General features: G+C 57.5%; 20 protein-coding genes. 12 read left to right on the forward strand and 8 right to left on the reverse strand.

Annotated elements, in window-relative coordinates; translation table 11 throughout:
- The first annotated feature begins 65 nt into the window (after positions 1-65).
- The 4 genes from M017_RS0121900 (at position 66) to M017_RS28140 (ending at position 6623) form a co-directional block, all read left to right on the forward strand.
- Complete coding sequence (locus M017_RS0121900; RefSeq protein ID WP_031500329.1) at positions 66-2132, forward strand: caspase family protein; 2067 nt, start codon at positions 66-68, stop codon at positions 2130-2132.
- Between the two features lie 132 nt (positions 2133-2264).
- The gene (locus M017_RS0121905; protein ID WP_031500330.1) at positions 2265-2933 is read left to right on the forward strand and encodes an Ig-like domain-containing protein; all 669 of its coding nucleotides are present in this window, start codon (positions 2265-2267) and stop codon (positions 2931-2933) included.
- Between the two features lie 4 nt (positions 2934-2937).
- The gene (locus M017_RS0121910; protein ID WP_155121562.1) at positions 2938-3792 is read left to right on the forward strand and encodes a hypothetical protein; all 855 of its coding nucleotides are present in this window, start codon (positions 2938-2940) and stop codon (positions 3790-3792) included.
- On the forward strand, positions 3789-6623 hold the full coding sequence (locus M017_RS28140) for a nidogen-like domain-containing protein (protein WP_051670713.1): 2835 nt from the start codon (positions 3789-3791) through the stop codon (positions 6621-6623). The genes M017_RS0121910 and M017_RS28140 overlap by 4 nt, the downstream gene beginning before the upstream one ends.
- Here M017_RS28140 and M017_RS0121920 read toward each other — a convergent pair.
- Positions 6620-7126 carry a hypothetical protein gene (locus tag M017_RS0121920; protein WP_031500333.1) on the reverse strand — a complete coding sequence of 169 codons (507 nt, stop codon included), beginning with the start codon at positions 7124-7126 and terminating at the stop codon, positions 6620-6622. The two genes, M017_RS28140 and M017_RS0121920, sit on opposite strands and share 4 nt — an antisense overlap.
- Before the next feature lie 76 nt (positions 7127-7202).
- On the opposite strand from M017_RS0121920, the gene M017_RS28145 reads away from it, so the two are divergent.
- From M017_RS28145 to M017_RS0121945, 5 genes are read left to right on the forward strand one after another with little or no spacing between them, the layout of a single operon-like run.
- Positions 7203-8270, forward strand: a complete 1068-nt coding sequence (locus tag M017_RS28145) for an AI-2E family transporter (RefSeq protein ID WP_031500334.1) — start codon at positions 7203-7205, stop codon at positions 8268-8270.
- Positions 8267-9349: a lactonase family protein gene (locus tag M017_RS0121930; RefSeq protein ID WP_031500335.1), complete on the forward strand. Its 1083-nt coding sequence runs from the start codon at positions 8267-8269 to the stop codon at positions 9347-9349. Before M017_RS28145 ends, M017_RS0121930 begins: the two co-directional genes overlap by 4 nt.
- Positions 9350-9361: 12 nt before the next feature.
- On the forward strand, positions 9362-9874 hold the full coding sequence (locus tag M017_RS0121935; RefSeq protein ID WP_031500336.1) for a gluconate 2-dehydrogenase subunit 3 family protein: 513 nt from the start codon (positions 9362-9364) through the stop codon (positions 9872-9874).
- 9 nt (positions 9875-9883) lie between these two features.
- A complete protein-coding gene (locus tag M017_RS0121940; protein WP_031500337.1) occupies positions 9884-11446 on the forward strand; it encodes a GMC family oxidoreductase in 1563 nt (520 codons plus the stop codon).
- Complete coding sequence (locus tag M017_RS0121945) at positions 11443-11916, forward strand: cytochrome c3 family protein (protein ID WP_051670714.1); 474 nt, start codon at positions 11443-11445, stop codon at positions 11914-11916. The genes M017_RS0121940 and M017_RS0121945 overlap by 4 nt, the downstream gene beginning before the upstream one ends.
- On the opposite strand, the gene truA is transcribed toward M017_RS0121945, so the two are convergent.
- The 3 genes from truA to M017_RS0121960 are packed head-to-tail and all read right to left on the reverse strand — an operon-like array spanning position 11913 to position 14637.
- Positions 11913-12689: a tRNA pseudouridine(38-40) synthase TruA gene (gene truA, locus M017_RS0121950; protein WP_080508084.1), complete on the reverse strand. Its 777-nt coding sequence runs from the start codon at positions 12687-12689 to the stop codon at positions 11913-11915. The genes M017_RS0121945 and truA overlap by 4 nt on opposite strands.
- On the reverse strand, positions 12690-13328 hold the full coding sequence (locus M017_RS0121955) for a response regulator (RefSeq protein ID WP_031500340.1): 639 nt from the start codon (positions 13326-13328) through the stop codon (positions 12690-12692). It abuts the gene before it with no gap.
- The gene (locus M017_RS0121960) at positions 13297-14637 is read right to left on the reverse strand and encodes a sensor histidine kinase (protein WP_155121563.1); all 1341 of its coding nucleotides are present in this window, start codon (positions 14635-14637) and stop codon (positions 13297-13299) included. The genes M017_RS0121955 and M017_RS0121960 overlap by 32 nt, the downstream gene beginning before the upstream one ends.
- 124 nt (positions 14638-14761) lie before the next feature.
- On the opposite strand from M017_RS0121960, the gene M017_RS0121965 reads away from it, so the two are divergent.
- On the forward strand, positions 14762-16030 hold the full coding sequence (locus tag M017_RS0121965) for a TolC family protein (RefSeq protein WP_031500342.1): 1269 nt from the start codon (positions 14762-14764) through the stop codon (positions 16028-16030).
- A complete protein-coding gene (locus M017_RS0121970; RefSeq protein ID WP_031500343.1) occupies positions 16027-17196 on the forward strand; it encodes an efflux RND transporter periplasmic adaptor subunit in 1170 nt (389 codons plus the stop codon). Before M017_RS0121965 ends, M017_RS0121970 begins: the two co-directional genes overlap by 4 nt.
- A gap of 143 nt (positions 17197-17339) precedes the next feature.
- Here the strand turns inward: M017_RS0121970 and ypfJ are convergent, their stop codons facing one another.
- From ypfJ to M017_RS0121990, 4 genes are read right to left on the reverse strand one after another with little or no spacing between them, the layout of a single operon-like run.
- Positions 17340-18215, reverse strand: a complete 876-nt coding sequence (ypfJ, locus tag M017_RS0121975) for a KPN_02809 family neutral zinc metallopeptidase (protein WP_031500344.1) — start codon at positions 18213-18215, stop codon at positions 17340-17342.
- A 19-nt stretch (positions 18216-18234) separates the two neighbouring features.
- A complete protein-coding gene (locus M017_RS0121980; RefSeq protein ID WP_031500345.1) occupies positions 18235-21315 on the reverse strand; it encodes an efflux RND transporter permease subunit in 3081 nt (1026 codons plus the stop codon).
- Between the two features lie 3 nt (positions 21316-21318).
- Positions 21319-22473 carry an efflux RND transporter periplasmic adaptor subunit gene (locus M017_RS0121985; RefSeq protein WP_031500346.1) on the reverse strand — a complete coding sequence of 385 codons (1155 nt, stop codon included), beginning with the start codon at positions 22471-22473 and terminating at the stop codon, positions 21319-21321.
- Positions 22470-23717, reverse strand: a complete 1248-nt coding sequence (locus tag M017_RS0121990; RefSeq protein ID WP_031500347.1) for a TolC family protein — start codon at positions 23715-23717, stop codon at positions 22470-22472. Before M017_RS0121990 ends, M017_RS0121985 begins: the two co-directional genes overlap by 4 nt.
- A gap of 96 nt (positions 23718-23813) precedes the next feature.
- Between M017_RS0121990 and M017_RS0121995 the strand changes: the two genes are divergently transcribed.
- Positions 23814-24824: a sugar phosphate isomerase/epimerase family protein gene (locus M017_RS0121995; RefSeq protein ID WP_202901731.1), complete on the forward strand. Its 1011-nt coding sequence runs from the start codon at positions 23814-23816 to the stop codon at positions 24822-24824.
- Positions 24825-24826: the final 2 nt, after the last annotated feature.

Below are 24826 nucleotides of genomic sequence, written 5' to 3' on the forward strand. Positions count from 1 at the left end.
GACGATGAGCTCTTTTGGCTCTCCGTGGCGCTTGTTGAAAGAAGGGCTTACACTGCAGAGCAAACATGTCTAGATTTCTTCCGATCCTCCTTCTCCTCGTCACCGCTCTGGGCGCGCAACGGAGAGACGGTATCGTCAAGCGCGACCTGATCCTGGCGCCGAACGAAGTGGACTATCAGAGTTCCGTCCGCGTCCCTCGTGGCTATGCGGTGATCGTGGGCGTGAGCCGCTATGCGAACCTACCGGCTGAAGCGCAACTGCGCTTCTCCGAAAGTGACGCACGAAATGTTTACCAGACCGTCATTTCACGCGAAGGCGGCCAGATCGAACCGGAGAACGTCAAAACGCTCTTCGGCGCAGATGCGACGAAGGCAAATATCACCAAGGCGATCGAGGAGTGGCTACCCAGCGTTGCCCAGGAGGACGATCGTGTCATTGTCTTCTTTGCCGGCCACGGCTTTGTCTACCAAGGCAAAGGCTATCTGGCTCCCTACGACTTCTCCTTTGAACACACCGCCGACACCGGTTATGACATGGCGCGCCTGGGCGATGTCCTGGCAAATAAAGTCAAAGCTCGCAACAAGATCTTGCTGACCGATGCCTGCCATTCCGCAAAGATTCTGCCCGGCCTCAGTTCCAAGCAGATCAACGATCAGTTCAAGATGCTTCCCGGCAATTTCTTTACGCTCGCCTCAAGCCGCGAGGCGGAATCGAGCTACGAGGATCCTGATCTCGCCAATGGTTCCGGTGTCTTCGCCTACTTCCTGGTGCAAGGTTGGAAGGGGCAAGCCGATGTCGATCCGGAAGATGGCATTGTCACTGCCGATGAGCTGGTGCAGTATGTGCGCAGCCAGGTGCGTCAATACGTCAAGGCGCGTGGCAACTCGCAGAATCCTCAGGAAAGCGGCAACTTTCCGGCGGACATGACGCTCGGCTTTTTGCCGCAACGCCGCGAAAAGGTTAAAAACAACGCGGCTCCGGCCAAGGACGGCACCATCATCGTTACCACCAACCTCGAAGATGTCGAGGTCTATGTGGATGGGAACCGGATCGGGAAAGTGGGCGCTTCGAAGAAGCTGGTGATCCCGGGCCTGTCGAATGGGGAGCATGAGGTGCGCGGAGAGCGCCAAGGCTATGATCCGGCGTTGCGGATGGTGACGGTCCGCCCCGGTCAGGAGATTACCGTCGATCTCCGTATCCAGTTCCAACGGCGGATCGGCGAGGCGGCCAAGCAGGAGTTTCAAAAAGGGCAGGCCATCTATGCACGCCGGAAGAGCAGTGCGGAACTCCAGTCGGCAGCTGAAGATTTTAAGAAGGCCCTGAAGCTCGAACCGAAGTACAGCGAGGCCGCCGAGTACCTCTGTCTCACCGAGCAAGTGCTCGGACACACAATGGAAGCGGTGAAGGCGTGTAAAAAAGCCGTGGAACTCACGCCTGACGGCACTGAATTCCGTACCTATTACGCCTCGGTGCTCACCGAGATGGGCGATTCGAGTGAAGCCATCCGCCAACTCACCAGCGTGCTCGAACGGGATCCGAAGCGAGCGGAGGCCTATGTCATGCTCGGCGACGCCTATCTGTTTGCACAGGACTTCCAGAAGAGTGAAGCCGCAGCGACAAAGGCTCTGGAACTGAATCCCAAGGACGCCCGCGCTTACCTGTTTCGGGGCGACGCCCGGCGCTTTCAGGAGCGCTACCCCGAGGCGATGGGCGACTATCTCAGCTACCTGCGCATCAATGATTTTCGCGCCCCAGTTAACGAAGTTCTGGGATATTACCTGATTGGAAGTGGCTTGAGCAAGCGGAATGTCGGGCAAAAGAAGGTCCACGAGATCCAACAATGGAGCGCCTGGTTCGGGGTCTGCGATGCGGCTCGTGGCATGGATGAGTATGCCAAGGCCATTTCTGCCTGTGACCGCGCCTTGAAGCTGGATGCCAAGGACGCCGGCACCTATTATTTACTCGGCAAAACCTACACCGAGTGGTTCGACCAGAAGAACACGCGCCAGAATCTGCTGAAGGCCGAAGAGAACATCGCCATGGCGCTTCGTTTGAACCCCGACTTTGAATTCGCCAAGGAAGCCAAGCGGCAACTGGTCGCCATTCGCGAATTAAAAGGCGTCGTGAAATGATCGGCGTCACGATCTGCAGTTTGCCAGCGACAACCAGGGTGCTGAGAAACATTGACACGCTTTGGCTGCCGTTTACGCGTTATCAAGAGATGGACAATTCCCTGGAGATTTGTTGTGAACAGAACTTATAGAATGCTTTGCGCATCTGGCCTGAGTGCGGCCTTGCTGCTGGGCTCGCCGGGAGCGGATCTTCGAAATATCCCCTTCAGTACCGACCATTTGGAAGAATTTATGAACCAAGGGCCCAGTCCGGAGCCTGCCCCCACGGGCTACCGGATTAACATCGCCAAGAGCACGGCGCAGAACAATCTGCGCAAGGGGCGCGCGACGAAAGCTGTTGTTGAAGTGCGGGATCGGAACAACAAACCCGTTGCCGGCATTGCTGTTGTCTTCCTGCTGCCGGGTTCCGGCCCAAGCGGTACTTTTGCGGGAGGCGGCACCAGCCTCACCGTGACGACCAACGCTGCTGGCCAGGCGGTGGCTAGCTACACCCCGAATCAGGTTGCTGGCATGTTCAATCTGACTGTGAACGCGAATCTCAACGGAGTGACCGTTGCGACGGCAAATGTTGCGCAGGCAAATCTCGCGGCAGCAGCCGCTGCGGGTGCTGGGATGAGTGGCACCACCATCGGAATCATCGCCGGAGTCGCTGCCGCAGCGGCTGTCGGCATCGGTGTCGGGATCGCCAATAGCGGGTCTTCTGGATCCCCGGCAACCCCTGTCCCCACCAGCGTTCGCATCATCGGGGGAGGCAATCCTGTCTTTGGACCCACCGCCATCTCCGCCGGAAGGGGGCGCTAACACCATGCGTCGCGTATCTCTTTTGCTCGTAGCAACTGCCGCCTTTGCGGCGAATCAGATGGACGGTCCCTCCTTAGGTTGGATGTGGGACAAGGACTCGAAGAGCCTGCGCCGCCTGGGTGGATTGCCCGGTAGCCTGCGCAATGAGGACGCCCCCGATCTCGGCAGCGGCGTGCAGAATCTGTGGCTCGCACCCGGTCAGGATCAGGCGGTCCTTGCCCGGGAAGGCGGCCAACTGGAAAAGCGAAATCTGCTCACCGGCACGGCCGTTACGCTGGAGTCGGAAGCTCCCGACCGCGTTGTCTTCTCGGCTGATGGAACGCAGGTGGGCCTGTGGTGGAAGGCCGCGGGCCGCTTTGCGCTCTGGGGGCAGACTCCAGTCGATCTCGACGCGAAATCAATTTTGCTTCGTAATGACGGAGAGGCCCTCGTTGTCGATGCCGAAGGTACACTCCGGACGCTGAAAGGCGCCTGGCTCGGCAACTTTGGAGCGGAGTCGGCCATTGCGATGGACGAAGCCCGGCTCTTTGTCGCAGGCCACGGTGCACTCACGATTTTCGATCGCGGTGCGAGTGGATGGGAATTGCGCTCCCGCCGCGAAGACGCGCAGGTCGACACCTGGCGTCAAATTGAAATTGAAACAGACGGCCTCCTGGTGGTTACCGCTGCGGGCGAACTGCAGCGCTGCACTTTCGACGGCATGCCGTCGGAGACCCTGGCAAGGTCTGGCGTCCGTGCTCTTTCCCGCCTCCGGCAAACAGGCTTCTATCTCGCTGAAGGCGAGACGCTGCAGCTCCTCTTTGCACGGAGCGCCAGCCAGAAGCTCTATCTTCTTCCCGCTACCGAGGTGCGCCAGTGAAAAAAACATTAGTAGGCCTGATTGTTCTGGCCGGAATCCTTCAGGCGCAGGCCATCCGTGGCAACAGCGGCTTTTCAACCTCCAAACTCAAGAACGACGACGACAACTTTGAGTCGACTTCGATTGGCTTCCCGATCAACTTCTTTGGGCAGCGCTACACCAGCACTTACGTCACCAATAACGGCAACATCACCCTCGGATCGATCAACACGGTGGGCGGTCGCGCAGAGTGGGTGCCCACGTCGATTCGCAATATCTCGACGCCGATTATCGCGCCCTTCTACGCCGATGTGGATACAACAAACTCCAGTGCGGTCAGCTTTGGCAACGACACTGTAAACGGACATAAGGCTTTCGCTGTTAACTATGTCGGTGTTGGTTATTTCAATGCCAAAGCAGACAAGCTGAATTCATTCCAATTGGTGCTCATTGAACGCTCCGACACCGGAGCAGGGAACTTCGACATCGAGTTCAACTACGGATCGATCCAGTGGGATATCGGTGAGAACACGACGAGTGGCCGCGCTTATGCCTCGGTCGGCTACACCAATGCGTTGGGTGGCGCGCAGAATGCCTCCTTCGAGTTGCCTGGATCTCTCACTGCCGGTGCCTTTCTCGATAATGGCCCTTACGCTTTGATTCGCCAGTCTCGCAATAGCAATGGCGTGCCTGGACGTCTCGTCTTTGAGGTTCGCAATGGCGATGTCGGCAATACGACGCTCATCCTGCAGCCCGACAAGACGATTCTGAATTGCCCGGATGCCACCTTGATTGCCCGTGGCAGCGGCTTTGGCGGGACTAATATCTTTACGGTTCCAGCTTTCCATTACAATCTGAAAGAGAACGGCGTGGCGCGTGAGATTACAGAAGCCTTTGCAACCAAGGTTTCGGATGCTCCTCCGGGTACTTATGACTTCACCGTGAAGTACCGCACGATTACTCCGGTCGATTCCACTGGTGCACAGACTTCCAATAAGATCGATCTTACGATCACCCTCCCGGCTGCGGCCAGTGACCCTGCCTATACTGCGACCGATTCGAAATCCATTCGCAATTGTGGTGTGGCTGCTGATTGCGGTACGCTGCCCAAGACTGGCCGCATTGGCTTCTCTCTGAGCGGGCGAGCCAGCGCTTCCGGCGGACTTCCACCCTATGTCTATACGGCTCCCAATGGTGTGCCTCCGGGCTTGACCTTTGCGCGCGACGGCGCTCTCAGCGGAGCCCCGAGTTCGGCAGGCAACTTCAGCTATGTCGTGCGAGTGGATGACAATTCACAGACACCGCAGTTCAGCCTGGTTACTTGTGCGCTGGCCATCAGTGGCACCAACGCGCCGCTCGCCGGTTCCTGCAACACGCCCGGTGGTGTTCCTGGCGCCTCTTACAGCGGCTCCATTGTGGGGAGTGGGGGCGCTGGCGGTTACACTTACAGGCTCACCAATGGTAGTCTGGCTCCCGGACTCTCGCTGAACTCAAGCACCGGCGCTATCACGGGCATCATTACTGCTACCGCTTCGGGCAACTATGCCTTCACGGTGACCGTCACGGACAGCGCCGGTGGGACTGTTGCCGTGCCTTGTTCCGTGCAGGTGACTCCGGTTGTCATCCCGATTCCGTCAATCACTTCCTTTGCTCCTCCAGCGGTTGTGGTTGGAAGCGATACCTTCTCCCTGACAGTGACCGGTACCAACTTCAACAGTGGCTCAGTGGTGGTCTGGGATGGCTTTGCACTCCCGACGCACTTCACCAATGCAACCACTCTTGTAGCCAGCATCGCGACGAATCTCACCAGTTGGGCGCATGCCGTCAAGCTCCACGTGAAGAACGGATCAACGGTAGGACCCGATCAGGATTACGAGGTTGTGAATCCGCTCTCCGTTACCTCCACGATTCCGAGAGCCTTGACCACCTCCACTGCGCCGATCGTAATCAGCATCACGGGCGATGGCTTCTACCCGAACATTGCGCTTTCGATCAATGGTGTCTCTGCGCCTGTCACGCGCCTCAGTGCCCAGCAACTGCAAACCCAGATCCCGGCCAGCCTTCTTGCTCAGCCCGGCACGATTACGCTCCGCCTCGACAACCCGAACGGTCTCGGTGTCAGCGTTCCGCTCCAGGTGGTTTCGAGCGTAACGGTCACTCCGTCCGTTTCGATCGACAAGCCGGCGGTGATCACGGATCAATCCATCGCCATTGTCAAATTAACCCAGGCCCCCGGCCAGATGCTCAATGGGACGCTAACCATCAGCTTCTCACCCGGAGCGGACAACAACCCGAACAATGGTCCGACGGACTTCCCACGCTTCACCACAGCCAGCACGCGCCAGATTGCCTTTACGATTGCTGCAACGGGCACCGAGTTCCGTGCCCCGATCGATCAGGGCAGTGTCGCCGGAGTTGCGACGGTCAAGCTGAGCAGCCTCACTGCAAACGGTGTGGATCTACTCAATGGCGCCAGCATCACGCAGACGCTCAATATCGATCCCGCAGTGCCCTTCATCCTTCCGGCCAGTGTCGGGATGGTGCGCACGGCAAATGGCTTCAATGTGGAAGTGTCGGCCATCTCCACTCTCCGCAGTCTGACCGGCGCCACCCTCAGCTTTACGCTGGCGAGCGGCGTTGCGAACAACGGCGCAGCTTCCTTCCCGGTGGATAATCTGGCGAATCTGGCAAACACCTGGTTCCAATCGGATGCTGGAAAAACAGCGGGCGGTTCCTTTAAGCTCACGATCCCCTTCACCTTTGAAGGGGACTTCTCGAACATTACGGGCGTCCAGGTGATCCTTTCCAATTCTCGTGGTGCGAGTGCTGCTGTGAGTGGCGGTCGTCGTTAGCGGCAGCTTGACAGCAATTGTTCTCGAATGCCCGGCCAATGCAGCAAAAGAAATTGCGCTGTATAGCCGGGCAAAACAAATTCAATCTGCACGGCTTCTTTGAGAAGCGGTGTGAGATCCCGGGCCAGCTTCCAGCGGGTGGTGTCACCTGGTTGGAGCGCAAGCATCGGGAATGAGGGAAACGCCTTCCCGTTCAACGTCACCATCACACTTCCCTCCTGTGCGATGGGCCGGCGCATATCGAGGAACGCGTTGAGTGGCCGCGCCGATCCAGCCTGGCAATAGAGCACCAGGTACGGCGCGGCTTTTTTCCTGTTTTCCAGGTTTACCAGCGTGGAGGCGGGTAAAGCCGCAATCTGCAGTGGTTCTTTCTCTCCTGTTACCGATATCGTCGAGAAAATCCAATTTCCGGCCTTCTTAGGGGCCTGTTTGACCGGAGTTGCGGATTCTTGTGCGACGAAGATGCTCCCAGCGACGAGAACATGAAAGAATACAGAGTGCAAATATGCACCGTAGAACGTTTCCGGCCTCGATTGCAAGTGGCAATGCGCCGGTCCTCCAGGAGCGAGTCGACCTCTGATGTTTCGTGGGCGCAGCCTGACATGGATTGTGCTGGTCGTGCTGAGTGCACTACTAGCCTATGGCTGTTTTCTCGTTTTGCGGCCTTTTTTTGCTGAAATTTTTCTGGCGACAGTGCTCGCGATCGTCTTTTTCCCAATCCACTCCTGGCTGGTCCGGAAGACGAAAAGCGACAACCTCGCCGCCTGGATCAGTACACTTGGCGCAGGGCTCCTCTTTCTGTTTCCCCTCACCATGCTCGGAATCGTTCTCAGTCGCGAGGCCCGCCATGCGGTGGATGCCATGAGCGCCGCCATCGGACCCTCCGGAAGCTTGGAATGGTTTGACCGCGCCGTAAATTTTCTCAGTGACCAACTGGGCTGGGACCCCGCGCAGACCCAGGATTTCCTCAAGAGCAAACTTTCCGGCATCGGAAGCAGCCTGCTGTCGAATGCCGTCAAAAGCCTGCAGGGCCTTGGTTCCTGGCTCTTTTCGAGCATTACGACGCTCGTGACGATGTTCTTTCTCTTCCGCGGCGGATCAAAATTTCTGGAGGAGAGCAAGTCCTGGGTGCCACTGCCTCCTGACATGATGGACATCCTGTTTGCGGAAACACGCCTGCAGATTTTCGCTAATGTCTACGGGGTAATTTCTGTTGCCGTTGCACAGGGCACGCTCACCGCAATTGGTTTTGCTCTGTGTGGCCTGCCGTCTGCGATCCTCTGGGGGGCAATGGCGGCACTTTTCTCAGTGGTGCCCGTTGTGGGCGCTGCCTTGGTTTGGGTTCCGGGCGTCCTTTATCTGGCCGCTTCGGGTACTCTGGGCAAAGCGGGACTGCTTCTCATCTGGGGAACTCTGCTGATCAGCATGGCCGACAATGTCATCCGCCCGATTGTGCTGAGCGAAAAGGCGCAAATGAATACGGCGGTGATGTTTTTCGCACTCCTTGGCGGCATCGACGCCTTTGGTTTGGTCGGACTCTTTGCGGGCCCCATCGTGTTTTCGCTGGCTTTGGCAGTCATCAAATTACTTCGGGAACACAGTTCGGCTCTTGGTATGAATGTGGAAGTGGAAGGAATTGGAATATGAAAAAAGAAATTGGATTGATCGGTGTGATGGCGATGACTCTGCTTGCTGCCGACCGCACTGCGTATATCGGAACCTACACCAAGCCGCAAGGCAGCAAGGGCATCTACATGGTGCGCTTCGACGAGGCCACCGGCAAACTCTCCACTCCTGAGCTGGCAGGGGAGAGCGAGAGTCCGTCTTTCCTCACCCTGAGCAAGAATGGCAAGTTCCTTTACGCTGTCAACGAGATCAACAATGGAGACGTCAGTGCCTTTGCCATCGAGGCGAATGGCAAGCTCCGTTTCCTGAATAAGGCGAAGTCGAAAGGCGATGCTCCCTGCCATCTCAATCTGGATGCAACCGGCAAATGGATTGCTGTCGCCAACTACACCAGCGGCACGGCGTCCATCCTTCCTGTCGGCGCCGATGGCAAAGTTGGCGAAGCTGTCGCCACGGTGCAGCACACGGGGAAGGGAAGCAATCCCCGGCGTCAGTCCAGCCCGCATGCCCACTCGGTAAACTTCTCCAAGGACAACACACTTCTCTACATCGCCGATCTTGGTCTCGATCAGGTGAAAGTCTATTCCTTCGACGCGAAAACCGGCAAGATCGCGGAGACGGCCCAGCTCGTCACGCCCAGCGGCGCCGGCCCCCGTCACCTCGCCCTCTCCTCCACCGGGAAGGCCTATGTCATCAACGAAATGGCAAGCAGCGTCAGTGTCTTCAACACGGCCACCCATCAGCTCATTGAAACCGTCTCGGCGCTGCCCGCCGACTACAAAGGCGACACCAGCGGCGCTGAAATCGTTCTACATCCCAAAGGCACCTTGCTCTTCAGTTCCAATCGCGGGCACGATAGCATCTCGATCTATCGCGTCAATCCCTCGAACGGCACGATCAAGCTGCTCGGCCAGCAGCCCGTCGGCGGCAAAGTGCCGCGCGGCTTTGTCCTGACGCCCGACGGCAACTTCCTGATTGCTGGCGCGCAGAACTCAGACAAAGTCTTCGCCTTTAAAGTCGATCTGGCGGCTGGCAAACTCATTCCCAGCGGGGACGCGGTTTCCGTCGGAATGCCCGTCTGCATCCGCTTTGTAAAGTAAAAGGATTCCCCAATGAAACGACGTTCCGTTCTCTATTCCCTCCTGGGCGTGGCGCCTGCCGCCCTCGCCTGGCAGGATACTGTTCCCAATATTCCAACTTCTGCGGCCGATGGCGTCGCCATGGGGCTCCCGCGCTTCTTTTCTCCGGCCGATCTCAAATCATTCCAGGAACTGGGCGAGACGCTCATTCCTGCTTTCGATGGCCGTCCCGGTGCGCGTGAAGCAGAAGCGGCTGAGTTCCTCGATTTCCTGCTCGCACAAAGTCCAGCCGATCTTCAGACTCTCTATCGCAGCGGAGTGGCTACCTGGAATCTACGCCGGAAAGCGGGTAATGCTGCTGCGCTCAAGGAACTTTCCGAGCCCTGGACCTACAAAGGCTCCTCGACGAGCTATGGCAAGTTTCTGCATGCCGCCAAGCTTGCTTTCCACCAGGCGACTGTCAATTCCCGGCAATGGGCTGAAGCAATGTCGACAAGAAGCCGTTCTGCCGCTGGCATCGGCGCCTTTTGGCTCCCCACAGAATAGGATCTCCGAATGAAGCAACAAACTGACGTACTGATCATCGGTAGCGGCGCAAGTGGCGGTATGGCCGCGCACACTCTCACCAAGCTGGGAGCCAAATGCGTCATGCTCGACGCCGGTCCGCTGATCGATCCTGAAAAGCAAAAAGTCCTGCGTCCTGTCTCTGACCTCCCCTATCGCGGTTTTGGCAAGCCGGGCCGCTTCCCTCATGTCACCCAGGCGAATGAATTCTCGGCCAACATGTGGGCCGACGAAAAGCTGAATCCCTACACTTACGATCCGGCCGATCCTTATTACTGGGTGCGAATCCGCCTCATCGGGGGCAAGACTCTCGCCTGGGGCCGTGCCTCCTGGCGTCTCAGCGATTACGAGTTCAAGTGCAAAGATCATGATGGCTTTGGGGACAACTGGCCCATCGCCTACAAGGATCTCGCTCCCTTCTACGACCGCGTGGAGCCGATCTTCCGCGTGAGCGGCCGCAAAGAAGGCTTCGATCAGATTCCCGATGGCAACTTCCTTCTGGACGAATCAAAGGACAGCGAATGCGTGAAGCGTTTCCTCGAGAGCTGCCGGAAGTCCAATGTTCCTACGACAAAGCAGCGCCGCAGCACCGGTACCCTGGCCAGCAGTCTCAATCTGCTGATTCCCGCTGCGATGGAAACCGGCAACCTCACGCTCGTTCCCAACGCAGTGGTGCGTGAGCTGAGCTATGACCGCAAGACTGGCCGCGTGACCGGTGCCCATTTTGTCGATCGCATCTCGAAGCGTGAGTACCACATCACGGCAAAGGCCGTCATTGTCGGCGCGTCAACGCTTGAGTCCACCCGCATCCTGCTCAACAGCAACATTGCAAACTCCAGCGGCACGCTTGGCCACTATCTCTTCGATCAGTTCTATGTCAAGAACGTCGTCCAGGCCGTTGTTCCGGAAGCCCGCGGCGGCAAGGCCAGCCGGTCTCTGATGGGCGGTGGCGGATACATTCCGCGTTTCCGCAACCTCAAGTCCAAAGAGAAGAACTTCATCCGCGGCTACGCCTACGATTTCGGCAGCGGTGGCAGCCTGGGGCCGCAGTACTTCTCCAGCTACGGCGAAGATCTCTGGAAGAAAATGGCAGACACCCAGGGTAGTGGTTTCAACCTCACCGCGATGGGCGAAGTGCTGCCGCGCAAGGAGAATGCGGTTCGCATCAACAAGCTGAAGACTGATGCCTGGGGCATTCCTGTGCTGCATATCCAGCACAAGTACACCGACAATGAGTTCAACATGGCCAAGGACGCGATGAACACTGCCGATGAGCTGTGCCGCGCCTCCGGCTTTGAAGTCATCGCGAAGCACTGGGAGATGGTGCCGCCTGGGGAGAGCATCCACGAGTTGGGCACCTGCCGCATGGGCTCTGATCCCAAAACCAGCGTCCTCAACCAATGGAACCAGTCCCACGACGTGAAGAACCTCTTTGTCGTCGACGGCAGTTCCTTTGTCAGCGGTGGCTCGCAGAATCCAACCCTGACGATTCTTGCGCTGTCCATGCGCGCCAGCGAATATCTTCACGATCAGATGAAGCAGGGAGCCTTATGAGGTTGTTCCTGCTTCTGGTGATCGCGCTCGGGGTTCAGGCGGCTGATCCGCCCAAGCAGCCCATTGCCTTCAGCCACAAGCAGCACGCAGGGGAGCTAAAACTCCCCTGCGCCACCTGTCACGTCAATCCTGCGCCAGGGGAGATGATGACTTTCCCGGTGGAATCAAAATGTATGACTTGCCACCAGGCGATCAAGACAGATTCCCCTGAAATTCAGAAGCTCGCAAAGTTTGCAGCCGACAAAAAACGCGTCCCTTGGACACGTGTTTATCAGGTGCCCACGTTTGTCTTCTGGAGCCACAAGGCGCATCTCGATGCCGGTGCGAAATGCAGCGACTGCCATGGGGAGGTGGCTACCCTCACCTTGATGTCCAAGGAGAAGGAAACCAGCATGGGCGCTTGCATGGAATGCCATCGTCAGAAGAAAGTCTCTAACGACTGTAGCTTCTGCCACGAGAAGCTGAACTAGCGGTAGCGCACCTGTTCGAGAAACAAGCCGGAGGAGGGCGCGGTCCAGGACGCAACGTCCACCCGCCCATCCACTTTCCCCTTGAGCAGTTGCGCAAACTGCACCGGTGTGATTTCATGCTTCCCAAGTTTCACGAGGGTCCCCACCAGCCGCCGCACCATGCGCCACACAAAATGGGACGCCTCAATCTGAAACAGAATGCGGTCTTCCTGTTTTACGATTGCGGCGCTTTCCACTACGACAATCGACGATTCGTTCGGCCTTGACGGATCCAGTGCCTGAAAGTTTTTGAAATCGTGGCGGCCCACCAGACTCGTTGCTGCTGCCTGCATCGCCTCGATGTCCAGCTCCTCTTTCACCCACCACACATAGCGCTTCTCAAATGCCGTTTTGCGCGTGGCGATTTGGTAGACATACTTCCGCGCTACTGCATCGTGCCGGGCATGGAAGGTGACCGGTGCCTTTTCGATCTTCTTGATACAAATCTCCGCCGGCAGCTTCTGATTCATCTGCGCCAGCAGTTGTGCTTCGGACACAATCTGGTTCGACCGGAACTTCACATGAGCCACCTGGCCGCGCGCATGGACGCCCGCATCGGTTCGTCCCGCACCCACCAGTTCAATCTCCGCATGCAGCGCGTCTTCGGCAGCCAGGCGCAACTCGCCCATCACCGTCCGTGCATTCCGTTGTTCTGCCCACCCGCTGTATTTGCCGCCGTCGTACTCAATCGTGAGCCGAAGGCATTGATAAGGATTCGTTTTCTCGCGCGCCACTTAATCGATCAGACCATGCCGCAGGGCAAATCGCACGAGTTCGCTCCCAGAATGTAGATTTAGCTTCTCCATGATGCGTCCCCGATGGGCCTCCACCGTGTAGACGCTCAGGTTCAGCGTATTCGCAATTTCTTTGTTTGTCTTGCCTTCGGCGATCATCTGCAGCACTTCCCGTTCGCGGCTGCTCAGCAGGTCGATTGGATCCTTCACATGCTTGCGGTAATCCACCAACACCGCATCGGCGACAGCTGGACTGAGATAACCCTCCCCGCGTGCGACGGCGCGTACCGCATTCAGGAAATCATTCTCCACCGCGTCCTTCAGCAGATAGCCAACGGCCCCCGCGCGTAGAATCTCGCGCACGTACACCGAATCGCGATGCATGCTCAAGGCGAGAATCCGGATCCGCTCATTCATCTCGAGGATTCTTCTTGTCGCCTCGATCCCGTTTAACTCCGGCATCGAGACATCAATCACCACGACATCGGGCTTGGTCTTCTCTGCCATCTCGATCGCCTCGCGGCCATTTGCAGCTTCCGCCACCACTTCGAAATCCGGTTGTGCGGACAGGATCATGCGAAAGCCCTGTCTCACGACGGAGTGGTCATCAGCCAGCAAGATGCGCATTTTGCGGTTCATGTGCTTGTTCTTCCTCTGTGAGTGCCGGCTTCAACGGCACGGTCACCTCAATGGTCAATCCACCAGATGGACTCTGCTTCACCGCGAGATCGCCGCCAGCCTGGCGCGCTCTGGCACGCATTCCGATCATACCGATGGACGGAGCCTTCCGGCCCTGAAACTCTTTCAACCCCTTGCCGTTATCCCGGATCTTGAGCCTGACTTCGTCATCGTCGCTGAGCAGCGAGACATCGGCCCCATCCGCACCCGAATGGCGCGCGATGTTGGTCAGCGCCTCCTGCGTAATCCGGAACAGATGCGTTTCCGTCTCGTCCACCAGTCTCACGTCCAGGTTGGAATGGAACTTCACTGGAATTCTGGTGCGCTCGGTGAAGCGTTCGCACAACCATTGCAGGCCCGCCGGCAGTCCAAAGTCATCAAGAATGACTGGCCGCAGGAGCTGCGACAATTCGCGAACATTTCCGATCGATTCGTCGAGCAGATGAATGCATTCCTGCCGTCTGGAATCGAACTGGTCCGTCCTCATCCCCAATAACATTGCCTTCAATCCGGTCAGCGATTGTCCCAGCTCATCGTGCATCTCATGGGAGAAACGCCGGGCGGATTCCTCCTGGCCCTGCAGCATCTGCCACGAGACTTTGTTGATTTCGGCAGACTGCCAGGCGAGCCGGTCCAGAAAGCGAATGGTCAGCCAGATGGTCAGCATCGCGCAAGCCAGCGCAACCGCTAAAGATCCGCCCAGTAGCAACATAAAACCGCGCGAAAGCTCTTCGCTCTGAGTATCGATGTGACTTTCAATGGCAGCCGACTGGTCGGCATCGTTCTTCAGAATGCTCGTTGCCAGTTGCACGAGTTGCAGGTTAATATCTACTAACTTTGCGAGCTCTTCTTCCTTCACCTTCGGCTGTGCGGCGACCCGGTGAATTTCCTGCGCGAAGACCTTCGACAAACGCAATAACTCCCCAGAGGAGTCTCGTAGTTCCTGGGTGCTCGAAGTCTGCTCGATTTCGCGCATCCGCACCTCGGAATCATGGATTTCCGCCAGAATCTGGTCGGCATTCCCAGGGCTGATGCCTTTGCGCTGGTAGATCAGCAACAACAGACTTCCCAATCTTTGTTGTTCCAATTCGACACGATCGAGCAAGGATTCATGCGCGATATGCTCGGTCACCAGTTCGCCAATGCTTTCGTGGATCCGTTGGCTACGGGTGATTCCCAGATAAGCCACAATGGCCAGCAGTCCGATGACGAGAACAAAGCCTACACCTAGGACCGAGAGAACTCCCCGACGCTGTTCAAACAAAGACATGGCGCTCAAGTACCAGTTTGCTTTGCTTTCTTGCAAATAGCTATCCCAGTGATTTGGGCGATCTCATACCCTCTTGAAGCGAGTGCCAATCCCGCTCATTTGGGTCAACCTGATAGACGAATTAATGCGTTTCCTCACTCTCATTGCGATGGTGCTGGCTCTCAGCCGATCCACTCTTCTCGCACAGCCGTTCACGCTGGAGGCTCTGATTGACGAGTCGATTCGAAACAATCTGTCACTGAAGGCAGAACGTTCGAATTTAACCATTGCGGAGGCGCGTCAGATAACCGCCGCACTGCGCCCCAACCCGATTCTTTCTCTCGGCGTCCAATACTTGGACATCCTCGGCACACACTTTGGCCCGACGAACAACGCCGGTCCTGCAGAGTATGATCTCCGTACCGACTTTATCCTTGAAGGCGGCAAGAAGCGCACTCGCCGTATCGAGCTTGCTGCGGAGGATCGCCGTCTGGCGGAGTTGAACTTTCGCGAGAGTCTGCGCGGCCTGATCGTTGATGTCCAGTCCGCTTTTGTCGATGTGCTTTTCCGCATGGATGGCTTGGCGCTTGCTGAGGAGAACCGCAAGAACTTCCAATCGCTGGTCAGCATCAATGAAACCCGGGTGAAGAACGGCGATCTGGCGCAGGTGGAACTCGAGCGTTCGAGGATTGCCGCCCTCCAGTTCGACAACGCGATCCTCCAGGCGCAGTCGGATCTGCTGCAGGCAAAGTATAAGCTGCAGCAGTTACTGGGGCGCCAGGAGGCGTCCGATCATTTTGAAATTACTGGCGAACTGCGCCGCGACAAGTTGCAAGCGACGCGTGAGGAGATCTACCAGCGCGCCCTGCTGCAGCGGCCAGACTACCTGGCCATGCAGCAGTTGCTGATTCGCAATCAGGCCGACCTGCGCCTTCAGGTTGCGAATGGAAAGATCGACTATACCGTCGGCGCCGAGGCCAGACGGCAGGATGGTTATGCCGGCCGGGGCAACTCGATGGCTGTCTTCCTGACAATGCCTCTGCCCGTCTTCAATCGCAATCAGGGTGAGATTGCCCGAGCTTCACGTGAAGGAGACCAAACCAAGTTCCGCGTGGATGCCATGGCCAATCGCATCCAGTCTGAAGTTCGGATGGCGTGGCAACAATATGAGTCGGCCACGGCTCTCCTCAATCGAATAGAAGGCGATATGCTGAAGCGCGCTGAAGAAGTGCGAAAGACCACAGATTACAGCTATCGTCGCGGGGAGGCGAGTCTGGTGGAATTGCTCGATGCCCAGCGTGCTTTTAACGACACGCGGCAGAGCTACAACGAGATGCGTGGTGCTTATGCGCGAGCGTTGTACCAGTTGGAATCGATTGAAGCAAAGAATGTAGCGGAAGGTGTGAAGAAATGAAGAAGGCCTGTTTAATCGCAGCCGTGCTCTCCGGGCTCAGTGGCTGCTCGAAACAGACAACTGAGGCCCATACAGCCCCGCCCAGTGCGGCGGCTTCGATCGAAAGATCGACACCAGGGATCGTCAGGATCGATCCCAACTCGCCGAAGTTCAAACTCATCCAGTTGGAAACGGTCGGCGAAGCAGAAGTTCCTCTCAATGAAGTGGTTTCTCCGGGAAAGGTGGAAGCCGATCAGAATCGCGTCTCTCAAGTCGTATTGCCCGTTGCCGGCCGCATCGTTACTGTAGAGGCGCGCATTGGCGACTATGTGCGCCAAGGGCAGCCCTTGTTCTCGGTGGAGAGTCCGGATGTGGAGTCGGCTGTCGCCAACTACCTCCAGGCGCAGGCGAGTGTCGCACAATCCCGGGCTGCGCTCAGCAAAGCGCAGGCGGACTATGACCGCTCCAAAGACCTCTTCGAGCACAACGCGATTGCAAAGAAAGAAGTCTTGTCTGCGGAGAGTCAGTTCAAGCAGACAGAAGCGCAATTGGATCAAACGCTGGCCATTGTCCAGCAGTCCAAGCGGCGTCTTGAGTTGCTCGGTGTCAAGCCGGGAGAGTTCAACCAGAAGGTAATCGTGCGCGCCTCCATTTCCGGCAAGGTGATGGAAATGAGTGTCGTGCCCGGTGAGTTCCGCAACGACCTTTCTGTCCCCTTGATGAAGATCGCCGATCTATCGACGGTCTGGGTGACGGCGGACGTTCCGGAAACTCAGATTCGCATGATCGACAAAGGGGAACTGGTAGACCTGGAACTGGCTGCCTATCCGGGCGAGCGCTTCCGCGGCCGCGTCAAGCAGATCGCCGACACGGTCGATCCCCAGAGCCGTACGGTGAAGGTGCGGGCAGAGATGCCGAATCCGAATGGGAAGTTGAAGCCGGAGATGTTCGGCCAGATCCGTGAAGTCCAGTCGCTACACAAGTCTGTTGTCATCCCCTCTTCCTCTGCCGTCCTCGACGATGCCAATAGCTATGTTTGGAAGCAACTGGAGCCAGGCGTTTTCCAGCGCACCTCCGTTGAACTCACTCCCGTCGATGGCAAGCTCTATGCGGTGAAGAAGGGGCTGCTCCCTGGTGACCGGATTGTCACGGACGGTGCGATGTTGCTAAAGGGGATGGAGCGCTAGTACAAGTTGGATTGGTGCAGCTAGCAGGCAATAGCCCGGAATCCTCGGTGGAGTCTTGGCAAGACTGAATGTAGGCGATTCTCTCAAGGCTGAATGAATTTTCCCTTGATGCCGGGAGTCCGGCAAGCAGATGGCGAGTCCAGCTAGTTCGTCGCGAAGGTATTGCAGGCGGTCACTTTGCCGGTCTCGTAACCAGTCTTGAACCATTGCTGCCGTTGTGCGGAAGTCCCATGGGTAAAGCTTTCCGGACGCACTCTGCTGCCGCTCATCTGTTGGATATGATCGTCGCCAACTGCGGACGCCGCGCCGAGTGCTTCATTGATATCCCCGGCCTCAAGCAGATTCCGCTGGCCGGTTGAGTTCGCCCAGATGCCGGCGAAACAGTCAGCTTGCAACTCCATCAGAACGCTCAACTGCTTCTGGGCACGTGGATTCTGTTGCTGTGCAATCCGCAACTTTCTCTCAATGCCAAGAATGTTCTGCACGTGATGTCCGATTTCGTGAGCGATCACATAGGCCTCTGCAAAGTCGCCTGGCGCACCAAACTTACGCTTCAATTCGTCGAAGAAGTTCAGATCGAGATAGACCTTCTCGTCAGCGGGACAGTAAAACGGGCCCATTGCTGCTTCGGCATCGCCACAACCGCTCCGCACCGCGTCGCGAAATAACACCATCTTCGCCCGGCGATAGGAAACGCCCTGTTGCTCCGGAAGAATCTTCGTCCACGTATTCTGTGCATCGTCCAGCACAAAGCTGGAGAACGATTTTAAGGATTCTTCCGCCGCCGTACTTGGACGAGGCGCCCGGCTGCTGGTAACCGGCGCCAGATTGCCTCCACCGAGGAAGGGGCTGAGCAGATCAGTCTTAAACACCAGACTCAAAATACCCAGCACCAGAAGCCCGCCAAAACCAACGCGCATTCCTCCGCCACCGCCGAATCCCAGTGGCGAACCGCCGCCACCCGTTTCGCCCCTCAGATCTTCGACATCGTCACTTTCGTGACCCTGGTCCCAACGCATGTTTTCAGCACCTCCGACCTTAAATCGTAGCGGATTTCTTCCGCCGCGCCACCACATAGTAGAGCGAGGGGAGGGCAAGAAGTGTCAGGAAGAATGTGGAAAGCAAGCCTCCGACGACTACGGTTGCCAACGGCCGCTGCACGTCCGATCCGATGCCAGTTGCGCGAGCTGCCGGCACCATTCCAAGCAGCGCTACTAGGATCATGAGCAGCACGGGCCGCATTTGTTTCAAGGCCCCGTTGACCACCGCCTCTTCCAGAGAATCATCGACATTCGGCCAACGCCGGTTGATCTCCGAAACCACCAGGACGCCGCTCATCACCGCAACTCCGAATAGACTGATAAAGCCCACCGCCGCGGAGACACTCAGATTGATCCCCCGGATCCATAAGAAGAGAATGCCTCCCACAAGTGAGAACGGCACATTCAGCATCACCAGCCCGGCGTCGCGGCTCGAGCCAAAGGCGAAGAACAAGAGAACGAAGATGATCGCAATCGTGAGTGGCAACACAATCGAGAGCCGTTTGCGTGCCCGCTCCATATTCTCGAACTGGCCGCCCCATTCCACCCGATAACCTTCCGGCAGGCGAATCTTCTGCGCAAAGACTTTCTGTGCATCTGCGGCAAAGCCACCCTGATCGCGGCCGCGGATATTGGTGCGCACGGCAATCTGCCGCTGGTTCTCACGCCGTGCAATGATGCTCTGGCCATTGCGAACTTCGATCTCCGCGAGTTGCGATAGTGGCACTCGTGCCCCATTGCGGGCTGGCACCAGCATGCCGGCGATCGCAGTGGCGTCCACTCTCGCTTCCGGAGCAAAGCGAACGCTCAAATCAAAACGCCGTTCGCCTTCAAAGATCGCTGAGACAGTACGGCCGCCGATGGCAAGTTCAATCTGATCTTGCACGTCCCGCACCCGGATGCCGTAGCGCGCCATATTCTCGCGCTGCAATCGAATCATCAATTGCGGCTGTTCGCCTTCCTGTTCAACCCCCGTGTCGGCGGAACCGCTGACCGTGCGAATCGCGGCCAGGGTTTGGTTGGCCAGGTCCCGGAGGATCTTCAGATCAGGCCCGGTGATAATGACGGCCAGATCGGCGGCTGAACCGGTGACGGCCTCGGTCACGTTATCGATAATCGGCTGCGTAATGCTGAAGTTTGCGCCGGGAACGTTATCCTGCAGCAGCGTGGCGATATCATTCACCAGCAGCGCCTTTGTACGCCCTTCCGGCCACGTTTTATAGGGCTTCAGCGTCACCAGATACTCGGTGCGGTTGGGGCCATAGGGATCGGTTCCCGCATCGTTGCGTCCAGCCTGGGACCCGACGACATTGACCTCAGGGAATTGCTCTAACAAGAGCCGGATCCGGGCCGCCACCTGATCGGACTTCTCAAGAGAAGTGCCGGGTGGCAGATTGGTGCGCACCCAGATCGTGCCTTCATCGAGCGAGGGCAGAAACTCGCTGCCCAGTGTCGTCGAGATGGCAAAGGCCGCGGCCACAATGACAAAGGAGACACCTACCGCGATCCAGGGCGCCTTCAAGCTACGCATCAGAATCTTCTCGTAGGCGCTGCTCATCCAGCCGAGCAGCGGGTTGTGCCAGGCGTGCGCGCCTTTGCGGAACAGGAAGGTCGCCAGCACCGGAATCAGCGTGAGCGCAAGGATCATCGCCCCGAGCAGTGCAAAGCAAACCGTAAACGCCATCGGGGTAAACAAGCGGCGTTCCACGCGTTCCAGGGTGAACAAGGGAATGTAGGCCGCGATGATAATCAGCAGCGAGAAAAACAACGGATTCGCTACTTCCAGCGCCGCATTCTTGATCGACGCAAACACTTCTTCCTGATGGTCCTGATGGCCTTCCTCCAGCTTGTGCAGGATGTTCTCCACCATGATCAGAGATCCATCGACAATGATGCCGAAGTCCAGTGCTCCCAGGCTCAACAGATTCGCCGGAATTCCTGTCAGGTTCATACAGACGAAGGCGAACAGTAGCGACAGTGGAATCGTCAACGCTGTCAGCAGTGCTGCCTTAAAGCTGCCCAGGAAGAGCAAGAGCACCATCACGACAACAACAAGACCTTCGAGCAAGGTCTTCGATACTGTTTCGAGCGTGTTGTTGACCAGGTCCGTCCGGTCATAGATCGGTTTCATCTCAACGCCACGTGGAAGCCGGGTGCTATTCAACTCGTTGACTGCTTCATGCACCCGCTTGAGGACATCGGTCGGATTCTCCCCACGCCGCATTAGGACAATGCCTTCGACGCCACCGGAATTCTTGCTCAGGCCAAACGCTCCGGTGGGTGGGGCGGAGCCGATGCCGACATGCCCAAGATCCTTCACAAAAATAGGCACGCCGCCGTTCTCGGCAACGACGCTGTTCTCGATGTCGGAAGTTGTTTTCAGCATTCCCACGCCACGCACGGCGAGCGATTGCTGCTTGTTGTCGAGCAAGGCGCCTCCGGCATTCTGATTGCTTTGCGAGACCGCATCGGCCAGGTCACGCAAACTGATCTTGTACTTTTCGAGGCCGAGTGGGCTGATCTGGATCTGGTATTGCTTCACCAATCCGCCAAAGGGAACCACGTCGGCGATGCCCGGCGATTGCAGCAACCGGGGGGCGATCACCCAATCCTGCAACTCACGTAGTTGCTGCGGGTTCAGTCCGCCGCCTTCGAGGGAATAGCGGTAGAGTTCGCCAATCGGGGTTGCTAAGGGGCCTAGCGTCGGCGTAACGCCATCGGGAAGCTCCGCATCGCGCAGCTTTTCCAGTACTACCTGCCTCGCAAAGTAGTCGTTGGTGCCGTACTCAAACGTGAGGTCCACCACTGACAACCCAAAGATGGTGCGGGAGCGTCGTGAGATCAAGCCGGGGGTACTATTGAGCGCCCGTTCAATCGGAACGGTGATCTGCTGCTCCACTTCTTCGGTCGCCCGGCCCGGCACTACGGTGATGATCTGCACGGCCGTATCCGAAATATCCGGATACGCTTCAATCTTGAGTTGAAACGCTGCAGCAAGCCCCACCACAATCAATGCGATTCCAGCAATGATCGTAAAAAAGCGCTGGTCGAGAGCGCTTCGGATCAGCTTTTCAATCATTCTTTACATGCCCCTTAACAGCATTGCCCCATCAGTGACAACGCGCTGGCCTGCATTCAGGCCCTTGCGGATCGAGATCAGGTCGCCATTGCGGCTGCCGGTGATCACGTCGGTGAGTTGATAGCGGCCTCGCTGCAGTTCCCGGAAGACAGCCGTGCGGCCTTCCATCTGGATCATTGCACTTGCAGGAATCACTGGTACGGTCTCAAGGGATTCGACGTGTCGAATCTGCCCGAACATTGCCGGTTTCAACTTGTTCTGCGGATTGCTCAACTCAGCCCATACCTCAATCGTTCTCGAATTTGGATCCACCTTATCGGAGATCCTGGCCACCCGCGACCGGAAGACTTCGCCCGGATATGCGACCAGCGTCAAGTCAAAGCGCTCATTTGGCTTCACCAGCCGGATTGCCGTCTCAGGGACATCGGAGGCCACCCAGACCGTGCTCAAATCGGCAATCGTCATCAGCGGGGCAGAGAGGTCGTTGCGGAACTCTCCGGCCACGACGGTGAACTCCGTCACTTTGCCTGCCAACGGCGCGCGCAGCGTAATCCTTTGCCTGAAATTGCCAGGTTTCAATCCCAGCATCTCCAGCCGGCTCATGCTCTGTTCCCGGGCGACCTTCGATTGTTCCAGGGCGGTCTTGGCCTGCAACAGCGCATTCTCTGCGGTCAGCACTTCTTTCTTCGCCACCGCGTCTGCCTTGAACAAGTCGTTTGCCCGATCGTAATCTGCCTGTGCTTTATTCAGGTTCGCTTGCGCCTGTGTAACGGAGGCATCGGCCTGCAACTGGTTGCTGGCGGCCGCATCGGCCTCCGGACTTTCGACAGTCAACAACGGATCATTCTTTTGGACAGAATCGCCGAACTTCACAAACACCTCGGCGATCCGCCCCGCCACGGGCAGAAGCACCCGGGAAACACGGTTCGGATTCACTTCAATTTTCCCAGGAGCGGTGAATTCTTCGGTTGGCATCTCGGCAATCACAACTGCACTTACCTTGATCTGTTCCAGCTTAGGAGAGTTAGCTGCAATTTCGATATAGCCTGTTGGCGCTGTTGCTGCCTCCTTTGCGATGGGATTGACGGCTTGGGGCGGTGCTTTCTCGCCACAGCTCCATAAGGAGAGCGCGGCAATGAATGTGATCTGTGCTCTCACGGCCGCACTCCTTTGGCCTGGATCGCGTCCATGTAGTAGCGAATCCGGGCATATTCCGCCTTCGCCTCGTTATAACTTTGCATCGTCTCGTTGAATGTCCTTTGTGCGTCCAGAAGCTCGACAAACGTCGCTTCGCCACGTCGATAAGAGAAATCGATGGTTTCGCGCACCCGGCGTGCGCGGTCCAGCATCTCCGTCTCAATCCGTTCCAACAGTGCCCGTGCGGCCTGGTATTGCTCCCAGGCGGCTTGCACTTCCGTGCGAACTTCATTTTCGATCGCCCGCAACTCGAGCGCCGTCTGGTCATAATCTTTGCGGGCTCTTTCGATCTCGCCCTGGTTCCGGTGAAACAGCGGTAACGGCGCCTCGAGCGTGACGCCCAGGGTGCTGGCATAAGCATAGCCATACTGACGGTTGAAAACCGTCGTGATGTTGAGGTCGGGCCGCCGCAGCGCCAACTGGTACTTGAGGTCTGCACTCGAGCGTTGCAGGTCGCGTCTCGAATGCTCCACTTCCGGCCGTTCCCGCAGCGCCACCTCCAGAATCTCGTCAAGCGTCTGCGGAATCACCTTGGTCTCCAGCTCACCGACCACTTCAAAATTGGGGTCAAAACTGGTTCGTCCCATCAAGCTCTGCAAGCGGATACGGGCTTGCCTGCGCCGGGATTCAGCTTGCCGCACCTGGTTCGCAAATTGCAACGCCGCCACTTCGCTCCGGATATATTCGACGCGGGCCAGGTCTCCGGTTTCAAAGCGAGTCTTGTTGATCGAAACAATGCGGTCGAAAGACCTTTGGCTCTCAACCGAGAGATCATAAGCCAATTTCGAGAGCAGCAGGTCCACGAATGCGCTTTGGGTGTTGAAGCGAAGGTTGCGAACAGTCGATAGAAAGTCCGCTTCCACCACCGCGCGCGTCTTCTCTGCCACTTCAATGCGTCCGGCACGCTTGCCCTTCCATTCCCAGGGATAGACAATGCCTCCGTTGAACTCGCTGGGGCCGCCGTTATTGGTGTTGGGGTTGAGCTTGATGTTGAAGACATCCAAATAGTTCAAGCCAAGGACAAGGGAAGGGTTGGGGCGCAAGCGAGCCTGGATGATCCGGGCTTCCGCGATGGGTATGTTGTAGTGTTCGGCAAGGAGGCGGATGTTATTTTTCTGCGCCTCCTCCATCACCTGCTCAAGAGTAAGCGGCTCTGCCGCGAGACAGCCAAGGGTGGCGATGAGGAGTAAAACTGGAATCTTCAATCGACCTATTGTAGAGTGCACCGAGACAAGGCATTTCAATGCGATTGATATGCTGTGTAGGCGATGTCGAATTCCTTCCCGAAACTACATAACGCCATGTGGCCCGGTCTGGTTGGTAAGGGGCCAGATTCCGAGCCTCCGATCGACCTTGATACGATGCTCGACCTGACCGCAAATGCGCAAGTGGACGGCGTCCGCTTCGATGGTGTGGATCTCTTTCTATTCGACCCCCACGTCAGCATCGATGCCACGAACGACGAGATCAAGGCGCTCGCCGATAAGATTGCGGCCAAGGGTTTTGTGGTCGGCAGCGTGGTGGCCCCGGTTTGGCCCCCCACAGGCGGTGGCTCTGCGATGGGTACGGCCGAGGAACGCGGCAAGTTCTTACTGAGTGTCCAGAAGGCCTGCCGCATTGCTGCGCAACTGCGCAAGCTTGGCATTCGTCCTTACGGCGTCATCCGCATCGACTCGGCAGCCTCGCCGCACGAGTGGGCGCAAGACCCGGCGGGCAACCAGAACAAGATCGCCGGTACCTTCAAGGAAGCGGCGAAGATCGCTCGCGATCATGGCGAACGCCTTGCCGCCGAAGGCGAGATCTGCTGGGGCGGCATGCACAGTTGGAAGAATATGGTCGACCTGCTCGAACTCACAGATGAGCCGCAAACCGTCGGCTTCCAGGCCGACATGGCGCACACCTTGCTCTATACAATGGGTCATAACGCGCCCGAACATTGCCTGCTGCCGGCGGGTTACGATTGGCGGGACCGCGCGCCTCTTGAGGCCGCGCTCAAGACGATGACCGATGCGCTGCGGCCCTGGACCTTCGACTTCCACGTCGCGCAGAATGACGCTACCGTAAAGGGTTCCGGCTCTCACGACAAGACCGGCCGCCACTGTCTCCCCAACGATCCCAATGGCAAGCTCCGCGTCGCGCACGACGCCGGCTATTGGCTGCGCGATGCAAACGGCAATCTCACCAAGGCCTTCCAACACATCTGCTGGGACGGCTGCATGTTTACCAACGAGACGCTGATGAAGCCGGATACCTGGAACAGCATCCTCGCCACAATGATTTCCGTGCGTGAGGCGCACGGCTGGACGGAATAACG

This window comes from Bryobacter aggregatus MPL3 (assembly GCF_000702445.1).
In the GTDB taxonomy this organism is placed as follows: Bacteria; Acidobacteriota; Terriglobia; order Bryobacterales; family Bryobacteraceae; genus Bryobacter; species Bryobacter aggregatus.

What these genes read in the sequence shown, in the direction of transcription:
- ypfJ (WP_031500344.1), bottom strand. Translation starts at nt 18,215, where the DNA reads ATGCGTTGGGACCAGGGTCACGAAAGTGACGATGTCGAAGATCTGAGG.
- M017_RS0121980 (WP_031500345.1), bottom strand. Translation starts at nt 21,315, where the DNA reads ATGATTGAAAAGCTGATCCGAAGCGCTCTCGACCAGCGCTTTTTTACG.
- M017_RS28145 (WP_031500334.1), top strand. Translation starts at nt 7,203, where the DNA reads ATGTTTCGTGGGCGCAGCCTGACATGGATTGTGCTGGTCGTGCTGAGT.
- M017_RS0121965 (WP_031500342.1), top strand. Translation starts at nt 14,762, where the DNA reads ATGCGTTTCCTCACTCTCATTGCGATGGTGCTGGCTCTCAGCCGATCC.
- M017_RS0121900 (WP_031500329.1), top strand. Translation starts at nt 66, where the DNA reads ATGTCTAGATTTCTTCCGATCCTCCTTCTCCTCGTCACCGCTCTGGGC.
- M017_RS0121995 (WP_202901731.1), top strand. Translation starts at nt 23,814, where the DNA reads ATGTGGCCCGGTCTGGTTGGTAAGGGGCCAGATTCCGAGCCTCCGATC.
- M017_RS0121905 (WP_031500330.1), top strand. Translation starts at nt 2,265, where the DNA reads ATGCTTTGCGCATCTGGCCTGAGTGCGGCCTTGCTGCTGGGCTCGCCG.
- M017_RS0121930 (WP_031500335.1), top strand. Translation starts at nt 8,267, where the DNA reads ATGAAAAAAGAAATTGGATTGATCGGTGTGATGGCGATGACTCTGCTT.
- M017_RS0121945 (WP_051670714.1), top strand. Translation starts at nt 11,443, where the DNA reads ATGAGGTTGTTCCTGCTTCTGGTGATCGCGCTCGGGGTTCAGGCGGCT.
- M017_RS0121935 (WP_031500336.1), top strand. Translation starts at nt 9,362, where the DNA reads ATGAAACGACGTTCCGTTCTCTATTCCCTCCTGGGCGTGGCGCCTGCC.
- M017_RS0121910 (WP_155121562.1), top strand. Translation starts at nt 2,938, where the DNA reads ATGCGTCGCGTATCTCTTTTGCTCGTAGCAACTGCCGCCTTTGCGGCG.
- M017_RS0121940 (WP_031500337.1), top strand. Translation starts at nt 9,884, where the DNA reads ATGAAGCAACAAACTGACGTACTGATCATCGGTAGCGGCGCAAGTGGC.
- M017_RS0121960 (WP_155121563.1), bottom strand. Translation starts at nt 14,637, where the DNA reads ATGTCTTTGTTTGAACAGCGTCGGGGAGTTCTCTCGGTCCTAGGTGTA.
- M017_RS0121955 (WP_031500340.1), bottom strand. Translation starts at nt 13,328, where the DNA reads ATGAACCGCAAAATGCGCATCTTGCTGGCTGATGACCACTCCGTCGTG.
- M017_RS0121970 (WP_031500343.1), top strand. Translation starts at nt 16,027, where the DNA reads ATGAAGAAGGCCTGTTTAATCGCAGCCGTGCTCTCCGGGCTCAGTGGC.